This is a genomic window from Bacillus sp. ISL-77 (genome assembly GCF_018613105.1).
The window spans coordinates 42,708-61,738 of the sequence record NZ_JAGGQY010000034.1; the positions used below are offsets into that span (position 1 = coordinate 42,708).

Here is a 19,031-nt window from a genome sequence, read left to right on the forward strand (position 1 = left end):
CTCACGGAAAAAGAAAAATTCCGCGGAATGACGAACTTATTCCGCGGAATCTCATATAAAATCCTTATCTTAACACATTAAAATACCTAGCTTCTGGATGGGCAAATACCATCGCCGAAACAGACGCTTCCGGTTCCATCATACAGCCTTCTGTTAGTTGAATTCCGATTTCTTCCGGTTGAATCAACTTAAACAGCTTTCTCTGATCTTCTAACTCTGGACATGCTGGATATCCAAACGAAAAACGCTGTCCCTGATAATGTGCGGCAAAACGGTCCTGCATGGTAAAATCGAGCGGATCCGGGAATCCCCAGCGATCGCGCATTTGCCGGTGAATTAATTCCGCAAAGCCTTCCGCCGTTTCAAGTGCCAATGATTGAAGTGCATGGCACTCCAAAAAGCGTCCTTCTGCTTTAAATTGATCTGCCTTTTCACGAATTCCTCTACCAGCCGTGACGGTGAAGAAGCCGACATAGTCCTTTTCTCCGCTATCAACTGACTTTAGAAAATCAGCTAAGCAAAGACCTGGTGCTGATTCCTGACGTGGGAAGTCGAAGGTTTCCAAAATTTGATCAGGATTTTCCGGATGATAAATAATGACCTTATTCCCATCGGATTGTGCTGGGAAAAATTGATAAACAGCGGCAGGCTTAATCCAATTGTTTGCACTAGCATTTGCTAGTAATTGATCCACCACTTCTTTTACCTTAACTGCCTTTTCATTCTTCTCGGCTAATAACTTCGCAATTTTCCCTTTTACACCGAGATGGTGGCCAATCAACATTTGCATATTGATATATGGTTCGATATGAGAAAGTGAATACGATTTAAGGATATGTCGCTTTGTATCCATTGGCGTAAATACAGGAGCCTTTGTCGATACCGCTGGCTTCGGTTTTACGGCAACGGAAACAGTGGATGGACGTTCATACTCCCTCGGCACATTTAAAGAGGCTAGCTTTTCATTTTTCTCAAGCATTAATTTCTGAACTTCCTCTTCCGAATTCAATTGATTCGCAATGGCTAAACCATTCATTGCATCCTTTGCATAAAGGACCAGGCCGTCATATTCCTTGGCAATCTTCGTATCTGTGAATTTCCGAGACAGCGCCGCACCGCCAACGAGGATAGGTACTGCAATACCGGATTCCTTCATATCCTGTGCTGTTAACACCATTTGCTGCGCAGATTTCACCAGCAAACCTGATAAACCAACCATGTCTGGTTTTTCTCTAAGAATGGCTTGAACCAAGTCAGTTGGATTCACCTTAATCCCAAGGTCGATTACTTCATAGCCATTATTACTAAGAATAATATCGACGAGGTTTTTACCAATATCATGCACATCACCTTTTACGGTAGCTAAAATGATTTTCCCCTTGGTAGAAGAAACATCGCCTTTTTCCATATGTGGTTCTAAATGCGATACGGCTGCTTTCATTACTTCAGCACTCTGGAGCACCTCAGCAACGATAAGCTGGTTGTCGTTAAAAAGACGACCAACCTCTTTCATCCCGTCCATTAATGGTCCATTAATAATATCAAGCGGAGCAGGATAAGTTTCAAGGGCTAGGTCTAAATCTGGAAGCAAGCCTTCTTTCGTACCTTCAACTACATAATAGGCGAGTCTCTCTTCTAAGGTCATATTTGGAACGGTTGTTTTCGGTTCTTTCTTTTTGCCACGGTAAAATTCAGTGAATGTAGCGAGCGACTCATCTGTTGTATCAAACAAGAGAGCCTCCGCTAATTGAACTTCTTCTTTTGAAATAGATGCAAACCGTTCTAGTTTTTCTGTATTAACAATAGCATAATCAAGTCCAGCCTGGGTGCAGTGGTAAAGGAAGACAGAGTTTAGAACTTCTCTACCGACTGGAGGGAGGCCGAAGGAAACATTACTAATTCCAAGAATCGTTTGTACTTCTGGGAGTTGCTCCTTGATTAACCGGATGCCTTCTACTGTAGCCTTGGCGGAACCAATATATTGTTCATCACCCGTACCAACTGGAAACACGAGCGGATCAAAAATGAGATCCTGCGGCTTCAGATGATATTTGTTCACTAATAAATCATGTGACCGTTTGGCAATTTTTAGCTTTTGCTGCGCAGTTACTCCCATGCCTTCCTCATCAATGGTGCCTACAACGACAGCAGCACCATAGCGATGGATTAATGGGACCACTGCTTCAAATCGTTCTTCACCATCTTCAAGGTTAATCGAATTGATAATTGCTTTTCCTTGTGAATATTTAAGGGCTCTCTCGATGACCTTTTCGTCGGTTGAATCGATCACAAGGGGAGCCTTTACTTTCTTGACGACTTCTTTAATGAAGTTTTCCATATCAACCATTTCTTCACGGTCAGGGTCGGCGAGGCAAAGATCAATTACATGCGCGCCGCCTTTGACTTGGGCTCGTGCAATCTCTGACGCTTCCTCAAATTTTCCTTCGGTGATTAACCGCTTGAATTTACGTGAGCCAATCACATTCGTCCGTTCGCCGACCATAATCGGTCTTAACGTTGGATCGTCATAGATGAATGGTTCAATCCCGGAAACCATATGAACTGATGAAGGCTTAAATTCTCTTGGTTGGTAGGCTTTCATCGCATCGGCAATCGCCCTAATATGGTCAGGAGTTGTTCCACAACAGCCACCAACAATATTTAGCCAGCCATGGGCGGCAAAATCAGCCAGTTTTTTAGCTAAAGTCTCAGGTGTTTCATGATAATGACCTTCTTCATCAGGCAAACCTGCGTTTGGATAACAGCTGACTGCTGTTGATGCTAGATTTGCTAATGAGCGGACATGATCTTGCATGAATTCAGGCCCTGTTGCGCAGTTAAGTCCAACGGCCACGGGATTCATATGTTCAACAGAGATAAAAAACGATTCGATTGACTGTCCAGCGAGTGTCGTCCCCATTGGCTCGATTGTCCCCGAAATAAACAACGGCAGTGTTTTGCCGGTTTTTTCAAACGCCCTTTCGATGCCAACATAGCCCGCTTTCACATTCAACATATCCTGACTCGTTTCAAGAAGCAGTAAATCGACACCGCCATCAATTAGGCCGATGGCTTGTTCCTCGTATGCGGCTGCAAGTGCATCAAAAGTAGTTCCACCTGTTACACTTAAGGTTTTTGTTGTTGGGCCCATTGAGCCTGCCACATAACGCGGCCACTCATCAGTTGAAACTTTGTAAGCTTCTTTCACAGCAAGAAAGGCAGCTATTTTATTAATTTCATAGGCCTTAAAACCAAGTTCATATTCATCGAGAACCAGGCTTGCCGCCCCAAATGTATTGGTTTCAATGATATCTGCTCCAGCCTCTAAGTATTCACGATGAATATTAGCAATGACGGATGGAGCGGTTAAATTCAAGTGCTCGTTACAGCCTTCATACTGCTCACCGCCAAAATCTTCAGCGGTAAGATTTGCTTGCTGGATCATTGTCCCCATAGCCCCGTCCATGACGAGGATTCGTTTTTTGAGTTGTTCAGAAAATGGTGTTTTCGGCATAGTTGCTCCCCCTCAATTCACTAGCCCGCTGACGAGTATATAACGCTAATTCAGCAGTTAATTCATAACGTAAAAATGGTGTAATTAAATAAATACCGTTAAATAGATCTAAGGCTGCATCGATTAGTGACTTTGTAATGGCAATTCCTTCTCGGGCAGCTTGAAGCGGTTGATCATTCAGTTGGGCCATCCGCTGGCGGATTGAATCGGCAATCTTAATACCAGGTACCTCATTATGGAGGAACTCAGCGTTCTTGCTGCTAATTAGTGGCATTAAGCCAATATAGATTGGTGCATCAAGATGCTTTGTATGTTCATAAACTTCGAGTAATTTTTCCTCTGAAAAAACCGGTTGGGAGATAAAGTAATCTGCCCCATAATGAACTTTTTTCTCAAGTCTCTTCACGGCTTTCTCCAGTGAGCGGACATTGGGATTAAAGGCTGCCGCAATGCTAAAGTCTGTCTTTTGCCCCAGATCTTTCCCTGAAAAAGACAATCCTTCATTCAACTGCTTAATCATTTGAATAAGTTCAAAGGAGGACACATCGTAAACAGATGATGCACCTGGAAAATCGCCAACTCTTGCAGGATCACCGGTAATGGCAAGAACATCATTCATCCCAAGTGTATGCAGACCCATTAAATGCGATTGCAAGCCGATAATATTGCGGTCACGGCACGCAATATGAATGAGTGGCCGCATTCCTAAGTCCTGTTTCACTAAATAGCCAAGCGATTCGTTGGAAATTCGGACCGTTGCTAGTGAATTATCAGCAAGGGTAATCGAATCGATTCCCGCTTCTTTTAAGGCTTTAGCTCCTTGGAAAAACTTTGTTGTATCTAGTTTTCTAGGTGGATCTAATTCAACGATAACTGATGGTCTCTCTTTCACGAGTTCCTGCAGGGGAGTAAACTCCCTTTTTGGCGCAAGAGATTCAACGATTATCTTCTTTGGTTTTAATTTTACTATTTTTTCAGTGACTGGAACACTGTTTTTTAGTTCAGAAGCATATGCTCTAATATGGTCAGGAGTGGTTCCGCAGCATCCGCCAAGTAACCGTACACCTTGATTACGGAAAGCTTTTGCTGAATTTTGGAAATAATTGGCATCTCCTTCATAATGAAACTTTCCGTCCGTATAGGCAGGGAGACTGGCATTTGGGTAGGCAGATAGAAAAGCATGTGCTGGTAATTCAATCTGTTCTAACGCTAATAGCATATGATGGGGGCCAAGACGGCAATTTAGCCCGACCACATCGGCTCCCAGGCCTTCAAGTCTTTTTAAGGCGTCATTGACAGGAGTTCGATCCTGCATAAGCCCGGGCTCTTGATGGGAGACCTGCGCAATAATCGGCAGCTTTGTTTCCTTTCTAGCAATCGTTAGAACGGTTTCAAGCTCTTCAAAATCGTAAAAGGTTTCAAGCAATAAGCCATCCACTCCTTCAAGAAGGAGGCAATATAATTGTTCCCGGAAGCTTCGCTTTAATTCTTCTATAGAAATGGAATCCGGCTTAATTCCTCGATTTCCACCAATAGTTCCAAGGACGTACGTATCGTTTTGGGCAGCTGCCTTTTTGGCAATAGAGACGGCTGCACTGTTAATTTCCTTTACAGAATCCTCCAAACCATACCTCTGCAGCTTTAAATAGTTTGCCGCATAAGTATTGGTCTGAATCACGTCAGCACCTGCATCAATATAGGCTTTATGGATAGTTTGGATGTGTCCGGGCTGGGAAAGATTCAATTCCTCCAAACAACTGTCCTTACCAAAGGAATACAATAGAGTGCCCATTGCTCCATCAGCAATTAAGATTTGATTTTTTAATTTATCTAAAAAACTCATGATGATTCTCCTTGATGTAATACCAATTGTGTTTTGCGAACGTGCTCTAGTGCCTGTGAAAAATCCTTCATTAAATCATCAGGATTTTCAAGTCCGACCGATAATCGAACCAGACTATTTGTAATCCCGCGCTTCTCTCGCTCTTCTTGAGGCATGGCTGCATGGGACATTTTTGCTGGATAGGATAGAATCGATTCTACCGCTCCGAGACTGACAGCAAATACAGGGATTTTTACATTGGCAAGAAAGGTGCGAAGTGCATCTTCATTAGCCAATTCAAACGATAAGACCGCTCCTGGACCAGCTGCTTGCGCTTTCTGAATTTGATATTGTGGGTGACTTTCCAACCCTGGGTAATGAACCTTTTCAACAAGCGGATGAGCATCTAAAAATTCCGCTAGTTTAATAGCCGATTTTTGTGATTGTTCCAGTCGGACGTGCAGCGTTTTGATCCCTCTTAAAACGAGCCATGCATCTTGAACACCCAAAATCGCCCCAAACCCATTTTGCAAGAAACCTAATCTTTTCGCCAAGTTTTCGTCTTTGACGACAGCAAGTCCGGCAACAACATCACTATGGCCCGATAAAAATTTCGTCGCGCTATGGAGCACGACATCGGCACCTAACTCCAATGGCCTTTGGTGGGAAGGGGTAAGGAATGTGTTATCGACAAATGTTAACGCGCCCGTTTCCTTAGCTAAATTGCTAATTGCCTTAATGTCAGTCACTTTCATTAATGGATTCGATGGTGTTTCCACATAAAACGCTTTTGTATTTGCCTGAATGGCTTGTTTTACTTCATTTAAATTCGTCATATCGACGAAGGTATGTTCAATTCCGAGCCGCGTAAGAACCTCTGTGACCATTCGAAACGTACCACCATAGACATCTTCCGTAATGACAATATGATCCCCGGCAGAAAGCAGGAGAAATGCCGTCGAAATGGCGGCCATGCCGGATGCAAAGGCAAATCCTTTTATCCCGCCCTCGAGTTCCGCAATCACATCTTCAAGTGCTTCCCTTGTCGGATTTAAACTACGGCCATAATCGTATTTGCCAAACTGATCGAAATCAGATTGATGGAAAGTGGATGCATGTTGAATGGGTACACTAACTGCTCCAGTTGTGGGATCAATTTTATGCTTATTATGAAGGAGCCTGGTTTCAAAGGTATACTCTTCGTGTGCCATTATGCAATCACTCCTTCTTGAACATGGGCAAAAGCTTTTTGCAAATCTTCAATTATATCTTGTGAATCCTCAATTCCAACGGAAAAACGTAATAAACGATTGCAGACACCTGCTTGAATTCGAATTTCTTCTGGAATATCGGCATGAGTTTGTGTTGCCGGATAGGTAATAAAACTTTCTGTACCACCTAAACTTTCCGCAAAACTGATCAGCCCTAACCCTTGTAAAAATGGATTAACCCATTTTTCTTCCTTTATTCTAAATGAAACCATTCCACCACGTCCTGGGTAGAGCACATCTGTAACTGCACCATGCTTGGAAAGAAATTCAACGATATTCTTTGCATTTTTTTCATGTCTCTCCATTCGAAGGGACAATGTTTTCATTCCGCGCATTAATAGCCAAGAATCGAATGGACTTAAAACCGCTCCGGCACCGTTATGATGAAAGGCCAATGCTTCACAAAGTTCTTTTCCTTTTGCGACTACTAGACCAGCAAGGACATCATTATGACCTCCTAAGTATTTCGTTGCACTGTGGATAACAATATCGGCGCCAAGGGTTATCGGCTGCTGTAACAGTGGAGTATAGAAAGTGTTATCCACGATTAATAATAATCCGTGCTGTTTGGCAATTTTTGAAACTGCCGCAATATCAGATTCCTGCATAAGCGGATTGGTTGGTGTTTCTAAGAAAATAGCTTTTGTTTGCGGGGTAATTTTCTTTTCAATCTCTTCCGGACAACAGGTATTCACATATTGAGTAGTTAAGCCCCATTTTTTATAGCCCTTTTCTAATAGACGGTAGGTACCTCCATACAAATCTTCACTAACGATCCATTCGTCACCAGATTCAAATAGAGCAAGGATAAGTTGAATAGCAGCCATACCAGAACTGCATGCAAATCCCTGATCAGCACTCTCTAAATCAGCGATTGTTTTCTCAAGGAGCTGGCGTGTTGGATTTCCTGTGCGTGTATAGTCAAATCCAGTTGATTGTCCAATTCCCTCATGCCGGAAGGCTGTTGAGAAGTATACAGGAGGATTTACGGTTCCAGTTGTTGTTTCACTGCGATTTCCAATTTGGGCAAGTTTCGTTTCAATTTTGTACATTATGCACACTCCTCGTTTTATATAAATAAAAAAAGTCTTCTATAAGAAGAAGACTTTTGTCAGATTACACATTTGTCATTCTTCTTATCTCGCAAATTAGCGAATAATTTGCAGGACTTAGCACCTTTTCAATAGCGAGCCATTGATGGTTGCTGAGGTGTCGCAGGGCCATTCCCTCAACCTCTCTTGATAAGAAAGTAATATTTAGATTATTTATAAAATTTACTACAATTCCATGGGAGTGTCAATTACTTTTTATAAATCCATATAATAATGTTGAAATTAGAGTTAAATATCGGATCATTAAAATATAATCTTCCTTTATGAAAAATAGTTGACACTGATAGTATGAGGCTATATTATAAGTTTATCGGATGTTCGTAATAAAGAACTTATATGGAATATTATATAGGTAATAAGTTATAAGATTAATTAGATTTTAGACTATTTAACTTAAAAAATAATTCAAAAATTAGGGACTTTTGATTCGAATGAATTTCCCTGAACTTAAGTATGGTCTAAGTGTTCTTTTTAATGAACTAATAAAAAACTTTAAAGTAATAGATAATATGAAATTTGTTAGCCTGGCAGGAGGAAATGATGAGCGCGATAGCCGGAATTTATCATTTAAACGATGAACCTATCAATCTAGAGCACGGAAATCGAATAATGAAAGAACTAGAAAAATATCCGGCTGATGATATTCAAACTTGGCATAGTGACAAAGTCTTCCTTGGTTGCCATGCACAGTGGATTACACCTGAGTCAGTAGGTGAAAAACTTCCTTATTATGATTATGAACGAAAGTTAGCGATAACCGCCGATGCGATTATAGATAATAGGGTCGAATTATTTGAAAAATTACAAATTGATAATAGAAAGAGAAAAAATATCACTGATAGCGAATTAATTTTACTTTCTTATTATAAATGGGGAGAAGAATCACCTAAGTATTTGGTTGGTGATTTTGCCTTTATGATTTGGGATGAAAGAAAGCAGCAGCTTTTTGGGGCTAGGGATTTTTCAGGAAATAGGACACTCTATTTTCATCATAATCATCAAAGGTTTGCATTTAGCACAGTTATTCACCCATTGTTGAAATTGTCCTATATAGAGAAAAAACTAAATGAGAATTGGATAGCAGAGTTTTTGGCCAATCCAGGTATGTTCGAATCTGTAGATCCTTCTTCAACAGTTTTTCAGGATATCCAGCAAATCCCTCCGTCTCATTCTATAAAAATGGTAAAGGGAAAATTAAATATTTCAAGATATTGTAAGTTGCCTGAAGGAGAAAAATTGCAATTAAAGTCAAACTTTGAATATGAAGAGGCTTTTAAAGACATTTTTCAGAGGGCTGTAAATGATCGTATTCGTACCTTTCATAAAGTAGGAGCCCATCTAAGCGGTGGTTTAGATTCAGGATCAGTTGCAAGCTTTGCAGCTAATTCTCTAGGCAAAAAGAATAAAAAATTATACACCTATAGTTATGTTCCTTTACAAGGTTTTGAGGATTGGACACCAAAAAGCAGGGTTGCAAATGAAAGGCCTTTTATTGAATCAACTGTTAATTATGTAGGTAATATAGAGGCGGAGTATTTAGATTTTGATGGAGAGAGTCCTTTTTCAGTAATAGATAAATGGCTTGATACCCTTGAGACCCCGTATAAATTCTTTGAAAATAGCTTCTGGCTAAAAGGGATTTATGAAAGAGCCCATGAAAAAGGGATTGGGGTATTATTAAACGGACAAAGAGGAAATTGGACTGTTTCTTGGGGACCAGCCTTAGAATACCAGGCTATGCTTTTAAAAAGGTTACATTTAATTCGGTGTTTCCAAGAAATAAACCTTTATAGTAAAAATCTTGGAGTAAAGAAGTCAAGAGTGATGTCGGTGGTCGCCAAAAAGACTTTTCCTTATATATATCAACGAATCTCTTCAGAAAATCCATACGCTTTTCCAATGTTAATAAACCCTGATTTTGGTAAGAAAATGAGTGTATTTGATAAATTGCAGGAGCATGAAATTGATGTTACCGGTACTGCAAATCCAAATTGGTATAAAGTCAGGGAACAACAATTTGAAAAGCTCTATTATTGGAATATTACAGGAACCTATGGGGCTAAATTTTCTTTGCCTTACTCAGTTTGGGATCGTGACCCGACAAATGATCTTCGTGTTGTTCGTTTTTGTCTCTCTGTTCCAGAGGAACAATATGTCCAAAATGGCTTAGATAGAGCTCTTATTAGAAGGTCAACCAAAAACTTATTACCAGATAGTGTTAGGCTTAATTTACGAACCCGCGGTGCACAGGGGGCTGATGGAATCCTCCGTATGGCTTCGCAGTGGGATACTTTTATTGCAGAGCTTGACAAGATGCTAAATGATTCAATAGTTTCTAAATATCTAAATATACCATTATTAAAGGATATAATAGCAAAATTCAGAGAGGTACCATCACTAGAAAATATTTATGATCCACAATTTAAAGTCTTAATGCGCAGCTTAATTTTTTACAGATTTATAAAAAGATTTACTTGAAAGGAGGTGACAAGATATGAAGAAAGAATGGAACGCTCCAGTGTTAGAAGTACTTAATGTTAACATGACAATGGCTGGCCCAGGACACAGACTTCCTGATGCAATACAACCAGATCCAGATGATCCGGTAAAGTATAGCTAATTTCTGAATTTAAAAGAGGTTTGGATTTTTACTGCCCTTATACAATAAAAACTGTATAAGGGCTTTTAAAAATCTAATTTGTCAACATTTGGAGTGAAAAATATGATTACAACACTAAATACCTTAATGTATAAGGGTTTTGGGCTAAACATTTTAAGTGAAATTTACCTACCTGAATTACCTAGAATAAGTGAAAGTATTCATAAGGTAGAAATAGTTATAGAAATTGATGATTTAAGTAAACAGTGGTCCGAAATAGATACGATAGCACAGAAAAGATTTGTAGTAAAAGAAAATAAAGTAATGTTTGAAGTACCAAATACAGCTATATTTTCTATACAAGAAGGTAAAAAGATTTCTGTATCACCAATGGTAGGCGTTGAAGAGGATAAAATCCGTCTTTACATCCTTGGCACTTGTATGGGGGCAATATTGATTCAGAGAAAATTACTACCATTACATGGGAGTGCAGTAGCGATTAATGGGAAGGCGTATGCTTTTGTAGGCGATTCAGGTGCTGGTAAATCTACACTTGCAGCAGCGTTAATAAAGGAAGGGTATCAACTTTTAAGTGATGATGTAATTCCAGTTTATCTATCAAAAGACAATATTCCATATGTTGAACCATCCTATCCGCATCAAAAATTGTGGCAAGAAAGTTTAAATGAATTTGGAATAAGTTCATCGGGTTACCGTCCATTGTTTGATAGAGAAACAAAATATGCTATTCCGGTACATTCTGATTATTCAAGTGAAAGTCTACCTCTTGCAGGAGTTTATGAATTAGTTAAAACGGAAAGTAATCATGTTGAAATTAGGAGAATAGAGGGATTAGGGCGCTTTCAAACAATTTATCAGCATACATATCGGAATTTTTTAATTCCTCGCCTGGAAATGCAAGAATGGCACTTTAAAGAATCTGCTAAAATCTTAAATCGAATAGAAATGTATCAATTAATGCGGCCTCATTCAGGTTTTACAGCACATAGCTTAGTTTCACTTGTTTTATCAACCATTAAAGAGGAGGAAAAAGTATGATTAGTACTCAAAAAATTTCATTGAATTCTAAGGTTGTACAAACCGAAGGAAATGTAGTTAGTGATATGGATGGAGAAAAAGTAATGTTAAGCATAGAAAGTGGTAATTATTATAATTTAGGTGAATTAGGTGGGGAAATATGGGATTTAATTAGGACACCAATAGAAATTAACAAATTGGTTGATACCTTATTATTAACGTACGAAGTAGAAAAGGAAATATGTGAACAGCATGTTTTATCCTATATTGAACAATTAAGTCGTGAGGGCCTCATTCAGGTTATCAATCTTGGAGAATAGAATATTACTAGGAGGAGGATAGTAATGTCACTTTTCCGAAAGATTAAGACATTCATTTTTTTAGATAATATAAAAAAAATTTTGTTCGTAGAGGCATTTGTTTTCTTAGCCTGGGCTCGTATCCTTAAATCTATGCAGTTTTCCAAGATAGCACCTTTATTAGGTAAACATATGGATGAAACATCATTTGAACATAAAGCTTCAGATCAAATGATATTAAGGAATGTATCGGATGCAATTTATATAACGAGCAATTATACATTTTGGGAAAGTAAATGTTTAGTCAAGGCGATTGCGGGAATGAAGATGCTCCAAAGAAGGAAAATTGAGAGTACACTCTATTTAGGTACAGCAAAAGATGAAAAAGGAATCATGATTGCGCATGCGTGGCTTAGGAGTGGGGCATTGTATATTACTGGTGCTGAAGAAATGAGGAGATTTACCATTGTTGGAAAATTCGCAAAACGGTTAAGCGACAATCGATAAGAGGGGAATACCGTGGAAAAAATAATGAATGAAAAACTAAAGAAATTTCCTAGAGAATTAAAACTACTACTCTCCATTATGAAAAAAGGAGATGATGTCATCGATTTTAATAATAAGGATTTTGAGGGTATCGAATGGGATAAGTTCATCCAACTATCTAAACATCATCGAGTTTTTCCTCTCATTTATAAAAGAATGAAAGATTTAGAGGGGAATTTTATTCCGACTTCCGTTCTCCAAGAGTTATTCCTCATCTATCAAAAAAACATTTTTCAAATGCTTCACCTAAGCGGAGAAACAGAAAAAATATCAAAATTATTTTCTAGTAATCAAATCCGTACCCTTTTTTTAAAAGGACCCGTTCTTGCTGCTGATCTATATGGTGATATTTCTTTACGTACATCTGCTGATTTGGATGTTTTAATCCCAATCGAAAACCTGGACCAGGCTGAAGAAATTCTCATAAATGAAGGTTACAAAAAAGATGAGTATATCTTAACCGTATTAAATGACTGGAAGTGGAGGCATCACCATATAACATTTTTTCACACTCAGAAAAAGATTAAGGTGGAAATCCATTGGAGACTTAATCCAGGACCCGCTAAAGAACCGAAATTTGATGATTTATGGAAAAGGAAAAGAGTAAGTTCATTGACAAGCCAGCCTATGTATACTTTGGGACTAGAAGACTTATTTGTATTCCTTGTTTCACACGGAGCACGTCATGGGTGGTCCAGACTTCGTTGGTTAGATGATATTAAACAAATTACGGAATCAAAAATTAATTGGACTAAAACTATTAATTTACTTAAAAGGTATCATTATGACGATGTAGGCGGCCAGGCACTTTTTTTGGCTTTTCATCTGCTTAATGCCAAGGTACCTAAGGAAATGAATAACATTATAAATAGAAAACGAACAAAGCAGCTTGGACTAGACGCTTTTTTTTATATAAAGCAGATGGTTAATCTTCATACAGACCCGGTACCGGAAGAGGTATCTGCATATCATAAACGGCATTTATTTTCTTTAATGTCTACTAAACAGAAATTTTTCTTTATATTAAGTTTTTTATACCCATATCCAGAAGATGCAGAATTTTTACCCTTACCCAAAGTTCTTCATTTTTTATATTTTCCATTGCGCCCGATTATTCTCCTACTAAGAAAAATAAAGATTCGTTCAGAAACTAGGAGGGCATAACAAGTGAATCACGTTTTTTACTTTATAAAAAGAATATATTCATATTCTGGCAAGATCCTTTATTTAAATCTGTTTGGAATGGGATTAGCAAGTTTTCTTGAAGGAATCGGGATTTTGTTATTGGTTCCAATGATAAGTTATAGCGGAATTATAAATGTTGATTTTGGAGGATTTAAATTTTTAGAATTCCTAAATTTCTTACAAGACTTCCCTAAACTTCAAGCACTAGTTTTTATTTTGGGATTTTTTATTTCATTGGTAATATGTCAAAATCTAATTCAGCGAAATTTAGCTATTAGAAATGTCAAAATCACTCAAGGGTTTATCCGTCAATTAAGATTGGAGACATATAGCCTCCTATTAAAAACAAATTGGGAATTCTATACAAAGGAAAGGAAAGCAGATCTCATAAACGTAATGACAATGGAACTTGCACGTGTCTCAGGCGGTATTATCCAATTTTTATTGTTATTAACATCACTTGTTTTCACTAGTATACAGATTGTTATAGCTCTTTGGTTATCCATAAAACTAACCATGTTGGTCCTGCTTTCAGGATTCATTCTTGCTCTATTTTCGAGAAAATTCATAAAACAATCAAAATTATTAGGGTCAAAAACCTCTATCTTAGCACAGGAATATCTTGCTGGAATAACTGACCAGTTAAATGGCATTAAGGATATTAAGAGTAACACTTTAGAAGAATCACGTCTCCATTGGTTAAATTCTTTAACAAAAGGAATGATAGAAGAGCAAATTGAATATATAAAGTTAAAAACCTCTTCCCAGACATTTTATAAAATTTCATCAGCAAGCTTGATTGCAGTTTTTATTTTTATTTATGTGATGATCATTGATATAAAACCTGAGCAATTTTTATTGATACTAATTATTTTCTCAAGATTATGGCCAAGGATAACAGAAATTCAATCCAGTACGGAACAAATAGCAACGACCATTCCTGCATTTAAGGCATTAAGAGAGTTACAAAAAAAATGTAAGCAAGCAGCCGAGATTAATGATGAAAGCATTTACAAGAATATTCAACCTTTGATTATTGAAAAAGGATTAGAATGTCGTGGAGTATTTTTTCGATATAATCGTAATGGAAAATATGCTCTTCAAAATATTAATTTAAACATTCCGATTAATAGTATGACAGCTATAGTAGGTCCATCTGGTGCTGGAAAAAGCACATTAATAGATATCCTAATGGGATTAAATAAACCTGAACAAGGCAATGTCCTGATAGATGGTAATTTGCTTACTGAGCAAAAACTATTATCCTTAAGGCGCTCAATTAGTTATGTTCCACAAGATCCATTTTTATTTAATACTAGTATCCGAGATAATTTACTTATGATAAAGGCCGATACGAGTGAAGAACAAATCTGGGAGGCATTAAAGTTTTCAGCAGCAGCCGAATTTGTGAAGAAATTACCAAATGGTCTGGATACAATTGTTGGAGATAGGGGTATTAGGCTGTCAGGGGGAGAGCGGCAAAGACTTGTTCTTGCAAGAGCCATAATCCGTAAGCCATCCATTCTAGTTTTAGATGAAGCAACCAGTGCATTAGATTCAGAGAATGAAGCTAAGATTCAAGGAGCAATTGAAAAACTTAAAGGAACCATGACGGTCGTTGTAATCGCCCACCGACTTTCTACAATTCGAAATGCAGATCAAGTAATTGTTTTGGAACAAGGAGAAATCATCCAACAAGGACAATTTAGTCAACTTGCAAGTGAAAAGAAGGGAATGTTTAGCAGCTTACTGGAAAAACAAATGGGAGTTAGTGTTTAATACTTAGAATTTTGTAAGGTTCGTATATTAAAAAGTTATAATTGAATTTAATTTACAATTGACAGGTTCTTAATAAAGAACTAATATAATGAGTATAGGTTATGTTTATCAGCAAATTTGAGTAATATATAGAAATGTAATTTTTTTTGGTTGGTTGTTCATTATTTAGAACAAAAAGAGCTGATGTAGTTATACGTAGTGTTTACATGTCCTACAAAAAAGGTGGTTTAATGAATAGCTTAAATGAAAGTAATGGTGACAGAAAAAAAGCAAAGGAAATTAATTTAAAAGAGTTATTTGCAGTAATAAAAAGGCGTTTTTGGATCATTGCATTGGTTTCAGTTTTAGCTGGAATAGTGGGAGTGCTATTAAATAATACCTCCGTAACTCCAATGTATATGTCCTCTTCAAGAATTATCATCGGGGCAGATGAAGAATCAAGGAAAACCCTACAGGTTATTGTGAAAGACTCGGTTATTTTAGAAAAAGTTGTAAAAAAACTAAGGCTAACGAGATCTGCGGAAGCCCTAGCAGGACAAATTACTGTTGCGAGCGTTGAATCGTCTCAGGTAGTGAGTATTAGTGTGGTAGATCCTGATCCAAGTCAGGCAGCAAAAATAGCTGATACGACTGCTCAAATTTTCAGGGATGAGGTACCGAATATAGTTGGTAAAGATTATGTTCGCTTATTATCAAAAGCTAAAGTTAATACAATATCTATTAATCCTAAAAATAATAATAAAATCCTATTTTTAATTATTGGTGGTTTAGCAATTGGCATCGGGATAGCATTTTTATTGGAGTCTTTAGATGACAAAATAAGAAAAGAAAACGATATCGAATCCTTACTTGGTCTTCCTGTATTAGGGAGAATCCCAAAAGTAAACAAAAGAATGGTAAAGAAGAAAACAAAAAGTATGAAGTTTGAACTTGAAACTAGGAGTGAGAATATTGATCTTTAATAAATTTAGAAGAAAGTCATCAATAAAGAAAAAAACGATCATTACATACTCTCATCCCGAATCAATAATATCTGAACAGTTCAGAATGATTCATACTAATATTAAGTTCATGATGTCCGAGCTGCAAAGTCGCACTTTTTTAATTACTTCATCCAGTGATGGAGAAGGGAAATCTATGGTTGCAACAAACCTTGCTGTCTCAATGGCTCAGCAGAAGAAAAAAGTTCTCTTAATAGATGCTAATTTAAGACGGCCGGCTTTACATTCCTTCTTCAAAACAGCCAATGCGGAGGGGTTAACGGATGTTCTGACAGGTAGATTATCCTTTTCTGAGGCTGTTTATCATACTGAAGTTTGGAGGCTAGATCTCTTATCAAGCGGTGTGGTTCCATTTAATCCAGTTGAATTAATCGGTTCACAGATGATGCAGGATCTCCTTAAAAAGGCAGAACAAAATTACGATGTTATTATAATAGATTCTAATTCAGTGCTAGAGGTTACAGATACTAAGCTACTTGCAAACCAATGTGATGGAGTCATACTAGTAATTCAAAGTGGTAAAACGAAATTAGAAAAAGCGGCCGAAGCAAAAAAAGTACTTAAGTATGCCAAAGCAAAGGTTGTAGGAGCAGTTTTAAATCAATAGTCCTATTAAATTAGAAATTTTTTTAATATTTTTGTTCGTTATTAGAAACAAAAATGTATTTTTTATCGTTGAGTGAAATTTGGAGATGTCTCCTTTCCAATATCAATGGAGGCACTCGGTCATACTGTGGGTCAGGGAACCTTAGACGCTAGTCGTCGATAGTATGATGTGAGGAGGGGTTAGATGCCCCACATTAAATAAAATGGTTAAGTATGTGTTCTTTTGAACAAAGTACATTTACTTAACCATTTTAAATTGAAGGAGTTATGACATGAATATTGATCGCTTCCCCAAATCAATTAAAAAAGCAGTTAGGTATATCAAGCAAGAGGCAACAAAAGATCAACTAGAAGATATTAAGAGACTAATAGATAATGCGATCAAGCAAAGACATCGTAGAGTCAATTGAATTTGGAAAGGAGAAAAATTATGACTTATCGACAACGAATGTCTTTCTTTATCTTTGTTGATTCATGTATCGTTTTAACGGCTATTTTTGGTAGTTGTTTTTTAGTGGATGGAACTATCCAGGTTATTAACTTTCATATTGTGTTAAGTTCAATTGTCATTTTATTAAGTCATTATTCGCTGTCATTTAAATTTCATTTGTATAAAAAAGCTTGGGAATATGCCAGTGTGGGAGAATTGCTAAGTATTTTAAAAATAGTGTCAATTTCAATCTTTGTTGCAGCAGTTGTCCAACAAATAATTGTTCAGGAAATATTTGTCCGTCTTTTGGCAGTAACGTGGTTACTGAATATGTCTTTCATTGGAGGTTCACGTTTTTGTTGGCGAATGCTAAGGGATTCACAGCTTAATAAAATCGATAATAAAAAACGAACGCTCATCGTAGGTGCCGGATCTGCAGGAACCATGGTTGCAAGGCAATTATTAAAAAATAATGAGGCGGATTTATTGCCAGTGGCATTTATCGATGATGATGTAAAAAAGCATAAGCTTGATATTTTAGGAATCCCCGTGGTTGGAGGCATCAACAAAATCGAGACGGTAGTTTCGAAAAATGATATTGAAAATATAGTGATTGCCATTCCATCACTTTGTAAAAAAAAGTTGAATACTATTTTTCTGGAATGTGCCAAAACAAATGCTAAAACACAAATTTTACCTTTGCTGGAAGACTTAATGACAGGGAAAGTGTCAGTAAGTCAATTTCGTGATGTACAAGTAGAGGATTTACTTGGAAGAGAACCAGTTGAACTAGATATGAATAGTATTTCAGATAATATCACGAATAAGGTCGTTTTAGTTACTGGTGCAGGAGGGTCGATTGGATCGGAAATTTGCCGGCAAATATCGATTTTTAATCCAAAGAAACTTATTTTATTAGGACATGGTGAAAATAGTATATATTCGATAGAAATGGAATTAAAGGAAGCGAATAAACATACTGAAATTGAATTCATTCCAGTGATTGCGGATATACAAGATGAGAAGAAATTGATGTCGGTTATGAGTACATACCAACCTGATATTGTCTATCATGCGGCGGCTCATAAGCATGTACCTTTAATGGAGGCTAACCCAGAAGAGGCGGTCAAGAATAACATCATTGGGACAATGAATGTTGCAAATGCTGCCAGCTGGACTGGAGTGAAGACCTTCGTGATGATCTCAACAGATAAAGCTGTGAATCCAACCAGTGTAATGGGAGCAGCAAAAAAGCTTGCCGAAATGATTATCCAACATATGGACAATGAATGTAATACCAAATTTGTTGCCGTTCGTTTTGGTAATGTATTAGGAAGCAGAGGCAGTGTGATTCCGCTATTTAAAAAGCAAATTGAAAAAGGCGGTCCTGTGACAGTTACCCACCCTGAAATGGTTCGATACTTTATGACGATCCCAGAAGCATCAAGGTTAGTACTTCAAGCAGGGGCACTAGCAAGTGGAGGAGAAATTTTCGTATTAGACATGGGCGACCCTGTAAAAATTGTTGATTTAGCTAAAAACCTCATCAAACTCTCAGGCAATACTATTGAGGAAATTGGCATTGAATTTTCAGGAATTAGACCTGGAGAAAAGCTATTTGAAGAATTATTAAAAGAAGATGAGGTTCATGAGCAACAAATTTATCCAAAGATTTATATTGGAAAAACGTCTGACCTATTAATTCAAGAAATAGAGGAAATTATTCTAACATACTCAGGCCTAAATAAAGACGAAATTAGGGAAAGGCTAATTGATCTTGCGAATTATAAAGTAAAGCCAAAATCAAAATTATCAGTCTCAGTTTAAAG

The 19,031-nt window shown here is 37.5% G+C and carries 14 protein-coding genes and 1 riboswitch; of the genes, 10 read left to right on the forward strand and 4 right to left on the reverse strand.

Translation table 11 applies throughout. The annotated features are described in order from the left end of the window. Positions 1-64 precede the first annotated feature (64 nt). Genes metH through J7E77_RS13490 form a run of 4 tightly spaced genes read right to left on the reverse strand, consistent with a single transcriptional unit; the run spans position 65 to position 7,659 of the window. On the reverse strand, positions 65-3,514 hold the full coding sequence (gene metH, locus J7E77_RS13475) for a methionine synthase (protein WP_214714993.1): 3,450 nt from the start codon (positions 3,512-3,514) through the stop codon (positions 65-67). Further along, positions 3,492-5,357, reverse strand: coding sequence for a bifunctional homocysteine S-methyltransferase/methylenetetrahydrofolate reductase (locus J7E77_RS13480; protein WP_214714995.1), 1,866 nt, complete (start codon positions 5,355-5,357; stop codon positions 3,492-3,494). Before J7E77_RS13480 ends, metH begins: the two co-directional genes overlap by 23 nt. Continuing rightward, on the reverse strand, positions 5,354-6,547 hold the full coding sequence (metC, locus tag J7E77_RS13485) for a cystathionine beta-lyase (RefSeq protein WP_214714997.1): 1,194 nt from the start codon (positions 6,545-6,547) through the stop codon (positions 5,354-5,356). The genes J7E77_RS13480 and metC overlap by 4 nt, the downstream gene beginning before the upstream one ends. Then, positions 6,547-7,659 (reverse strand): methionine biosynthesis PLP-dependent protein, encoded by a 1,113-nt coding sequence (locus J7E77_RS13490; RefSeq protein ID WP_214714999.1) that lies wholly within the window; start codon positions 7,657-7,659, stop codon positions 6,547-6,549. Before J7E77_RS13490 ends, metC begins: the two co-directional genes overlap by 1 nt. Before the next feature lie 81 nt (positions 7,660-7,740). Further along, positions 7,741-7,855, reverse strand: a riboswitch (SAM riboswitch). A gap of 404 nt (positions 7,856-8,259) precedes the next feature. On the opposite strand from J7E77_RS13490, the gene J7E77_RS13495 reads away from it, so the two are divergent. The 10 genes from J7E77_RS13495 to J7E77_RS13540 all read left to right on the forward strand — a co-directional run bounded on the left by J7E77_RS13495 (position 8,260) and on the right by J7E77_RS13540 (position 19,029). Beyond that, positions 8,260-10,197 carry an asparagine synthase-related protein gene (locus tag J7E77_RS13495; protein WP_214715000.1) on the forward strand — a complete coding sequence of 646 codons (1,938 nt, stop codon included), beginning with the start codon at positions 8,260-8,262 and terminating at the stop codon, positions 10,195-10,197. Positions 10,198-10,213: 16 nt separating this feature from the next. Beyond that, positions 10,214-10,339: a paeninodin family lasso peptide gene (locus J7E77_RS13500; RefSeq protein ID WP_214715001.1), complete on the forward strand. Its 126-nt coding sequence runs from the start codon at positions 10,214-10,216 to the stop codon at positions 10,337-10,339. 102 nt (positions 10,340-10,441) lie between these two features. After that, a complete protein-coding gene (locus J7E77_RS13505; RefSeq protein WP_214715002.1) occupies positions 10,442-11,377 on the forward strand; it encodes a phosphoenolpyruvate carboxykinase (ATP) in 936 nt (311 codons plus the stop codon). Beyond that, positions 11,374-11,676 carry a lasso peptide biosynthesis PqqD family chaperone gene (locus J7E77_RS13510; RefSeq protein WP_214715003.1) on the forward strand — a complete coding sequence of 101 codons (303 nt, stop codon included), beginning with the start codon at positions 11,374-11,376 and terminating at the stop codon, positions 11,674-11,676. The genes J7E77_RS13505 and J7E77_RS13510 overlap by 4 nt, the downstream gene beginning before the upstream one ends. 24 nt (positions 11,677-11,700) lie before the next feature. Beyond that, positions 11,701-12,162, forward strand: coding sequence for a lasso peptide biosynthesis B2 protein (locus J7E77_RS13515; protein ID WP_214715004.1), 462 nt, complete (start codon positions 11,701-11,703; stop codon positions 12,160-12,162). A 12-nt stretch (positions 12,163-12,174) separates the two neighbouring features. Beyond that, positions 12,175-13,365 carry a nucleotidyltransferase domain-containing protein gene (locus tag J7E77_RS13520; protein ID WP_374102971.1) on the forward strand — a complete coding sequence of 397 codons (1,191 nt, stop codon included), beginning with the start codon at positions 12,175-12,177 and terminating at the stop codon, positions 13,363-13,365. A gap of 3 nt (positions 13,366-13,368) precedes the next feature. Beyond that, complete coding sequence (locus J7E77_RS13525; protein WP_214715005.1) at positions 13,369-15,165, forward strand: ABC transporter ATP-binding protein; 1,797 nt, start codon at positions 13,369-13,371, stop codon at positions 15,163-15,165. 230 nt (positions 15,166-15,395) lie between these two features. Next, positions 15,396-16,127: a YveK family protein gene (locus tag J7E77_RS13530; protein WP_214715007.1), complete on the forward strand. Its 732-nt coding sequence runs from the start codon at positions 15,396-15,398 to the stop codon at positions 16,125-16,127. After that, a complete protein-coding gene (locus J7E77_RS13535; RefSeq protein ID WP_251028072.1) occupies positions 16,117-16,773 on the forward strand; it encodes a CpsD/CapB family tyrosine-protein kinase in 657 nt (218 codons plus the stop codon). Before J7E77_RS13530 ends, J7E77_RS13535 begins: the two co-directional genes overlap by 11 nt. A gap of 429 nt (positions 16,774-17,202) precedes the next feature. Then, entirely contained in the window at positions 17,203-19,029 is a 1,827-nt protein-coding gene (locus J7E77_RS13540; RefSeq protein ID WP_214715009.1) for a polysaccharide biosynthesis protein, read from the forward strand. The last annotated feature ends 2 nt before the right edge of the window (positions 19,030-19,031 follow it).

What these genes read in the sequence shown, in the direction of transcription:
- J7E77_RS13480 (WP_214714995.1), bottom strand. Translation starts at nt 5,357, where the DNA reads ATGAGTTTTTTAGATAAATTAAAAAATCAAATCTTAATTGCTGATGGA.
- J7E77_RS13540 (WP_214715009.1), top strand. Translation starts at nt 17,203, where the DNA reads ATGACTTATCGACAACGAATGTCTTTCTTTATCTTTGTTGATTCATGT.
- metC (WP_214714997.1), bottom strand. Translation starts at nt 6,547, where the DNA reads ATGGCACACGAAGAGTATACCTTTGAAACCAGGCTCCTTCATAATAAG.
- metH (WP_214714993.1), bottom strand. Translation starts at nt 3,514, where the DNA reads ATGCCGAAAACACCATTTTCTGAACAACTCAAAAAACGAATCCTCGTC.
- J7E77_RS13490 (WP_214714999.1), bottom strand. Translation starts at nt 7,659, where the DNA reads ATGTACAAAATTGAAACGAAACTTGCCCAAATTGGAAATCGCAGTGAA.
- J7E77_RS13505 (WP_214715002.1), top strand. Translation starts at nt 10,442, where the DNA reads ATGATTACAACACTAAATACCTTAATGTATAAGGGTTTTGGGCTAAAC.
- J7E77_RS13515 (WP_214715004.1), top strand. Translation starts at nt 11,701, where the DNA reads ATGTCACTTTTCCGAAAGATTAAGACATTCATTTTTTTAGATAATATA.
- J7E77_RS13495 (WP_214715000.1), top strand. Translation starts at nt 8,260, where the DNA reads ATGAGCGCGATAGCCGGAATTTATCATTTAAACGATGAACCTATCAAT.
- J7E77_RS13530 (WP_214715007.1), top strand. Translation starts at nt 15,396, where the DNA reads ATGAATAGCTTAAATGAAAGTAATGGTGACAGAAAAAAAGCAAAGGAA.
- J7E77_RS13510 (WP_214715003.1), top strand. Translation starts at nt 11,374, where the DNA reads ATGATTAGTACTCAAAAAATTTCATTGAATTCTAAGGTTGTACAAACC.
- J7E77_RS13500 (WP_214715001.1), top strand. Translation starts at nt 10,214, where the DNA reads ATGAAGAAAGAATGGAACGCTCCAGTGTTAGAAGTACTTAATGTTAAC.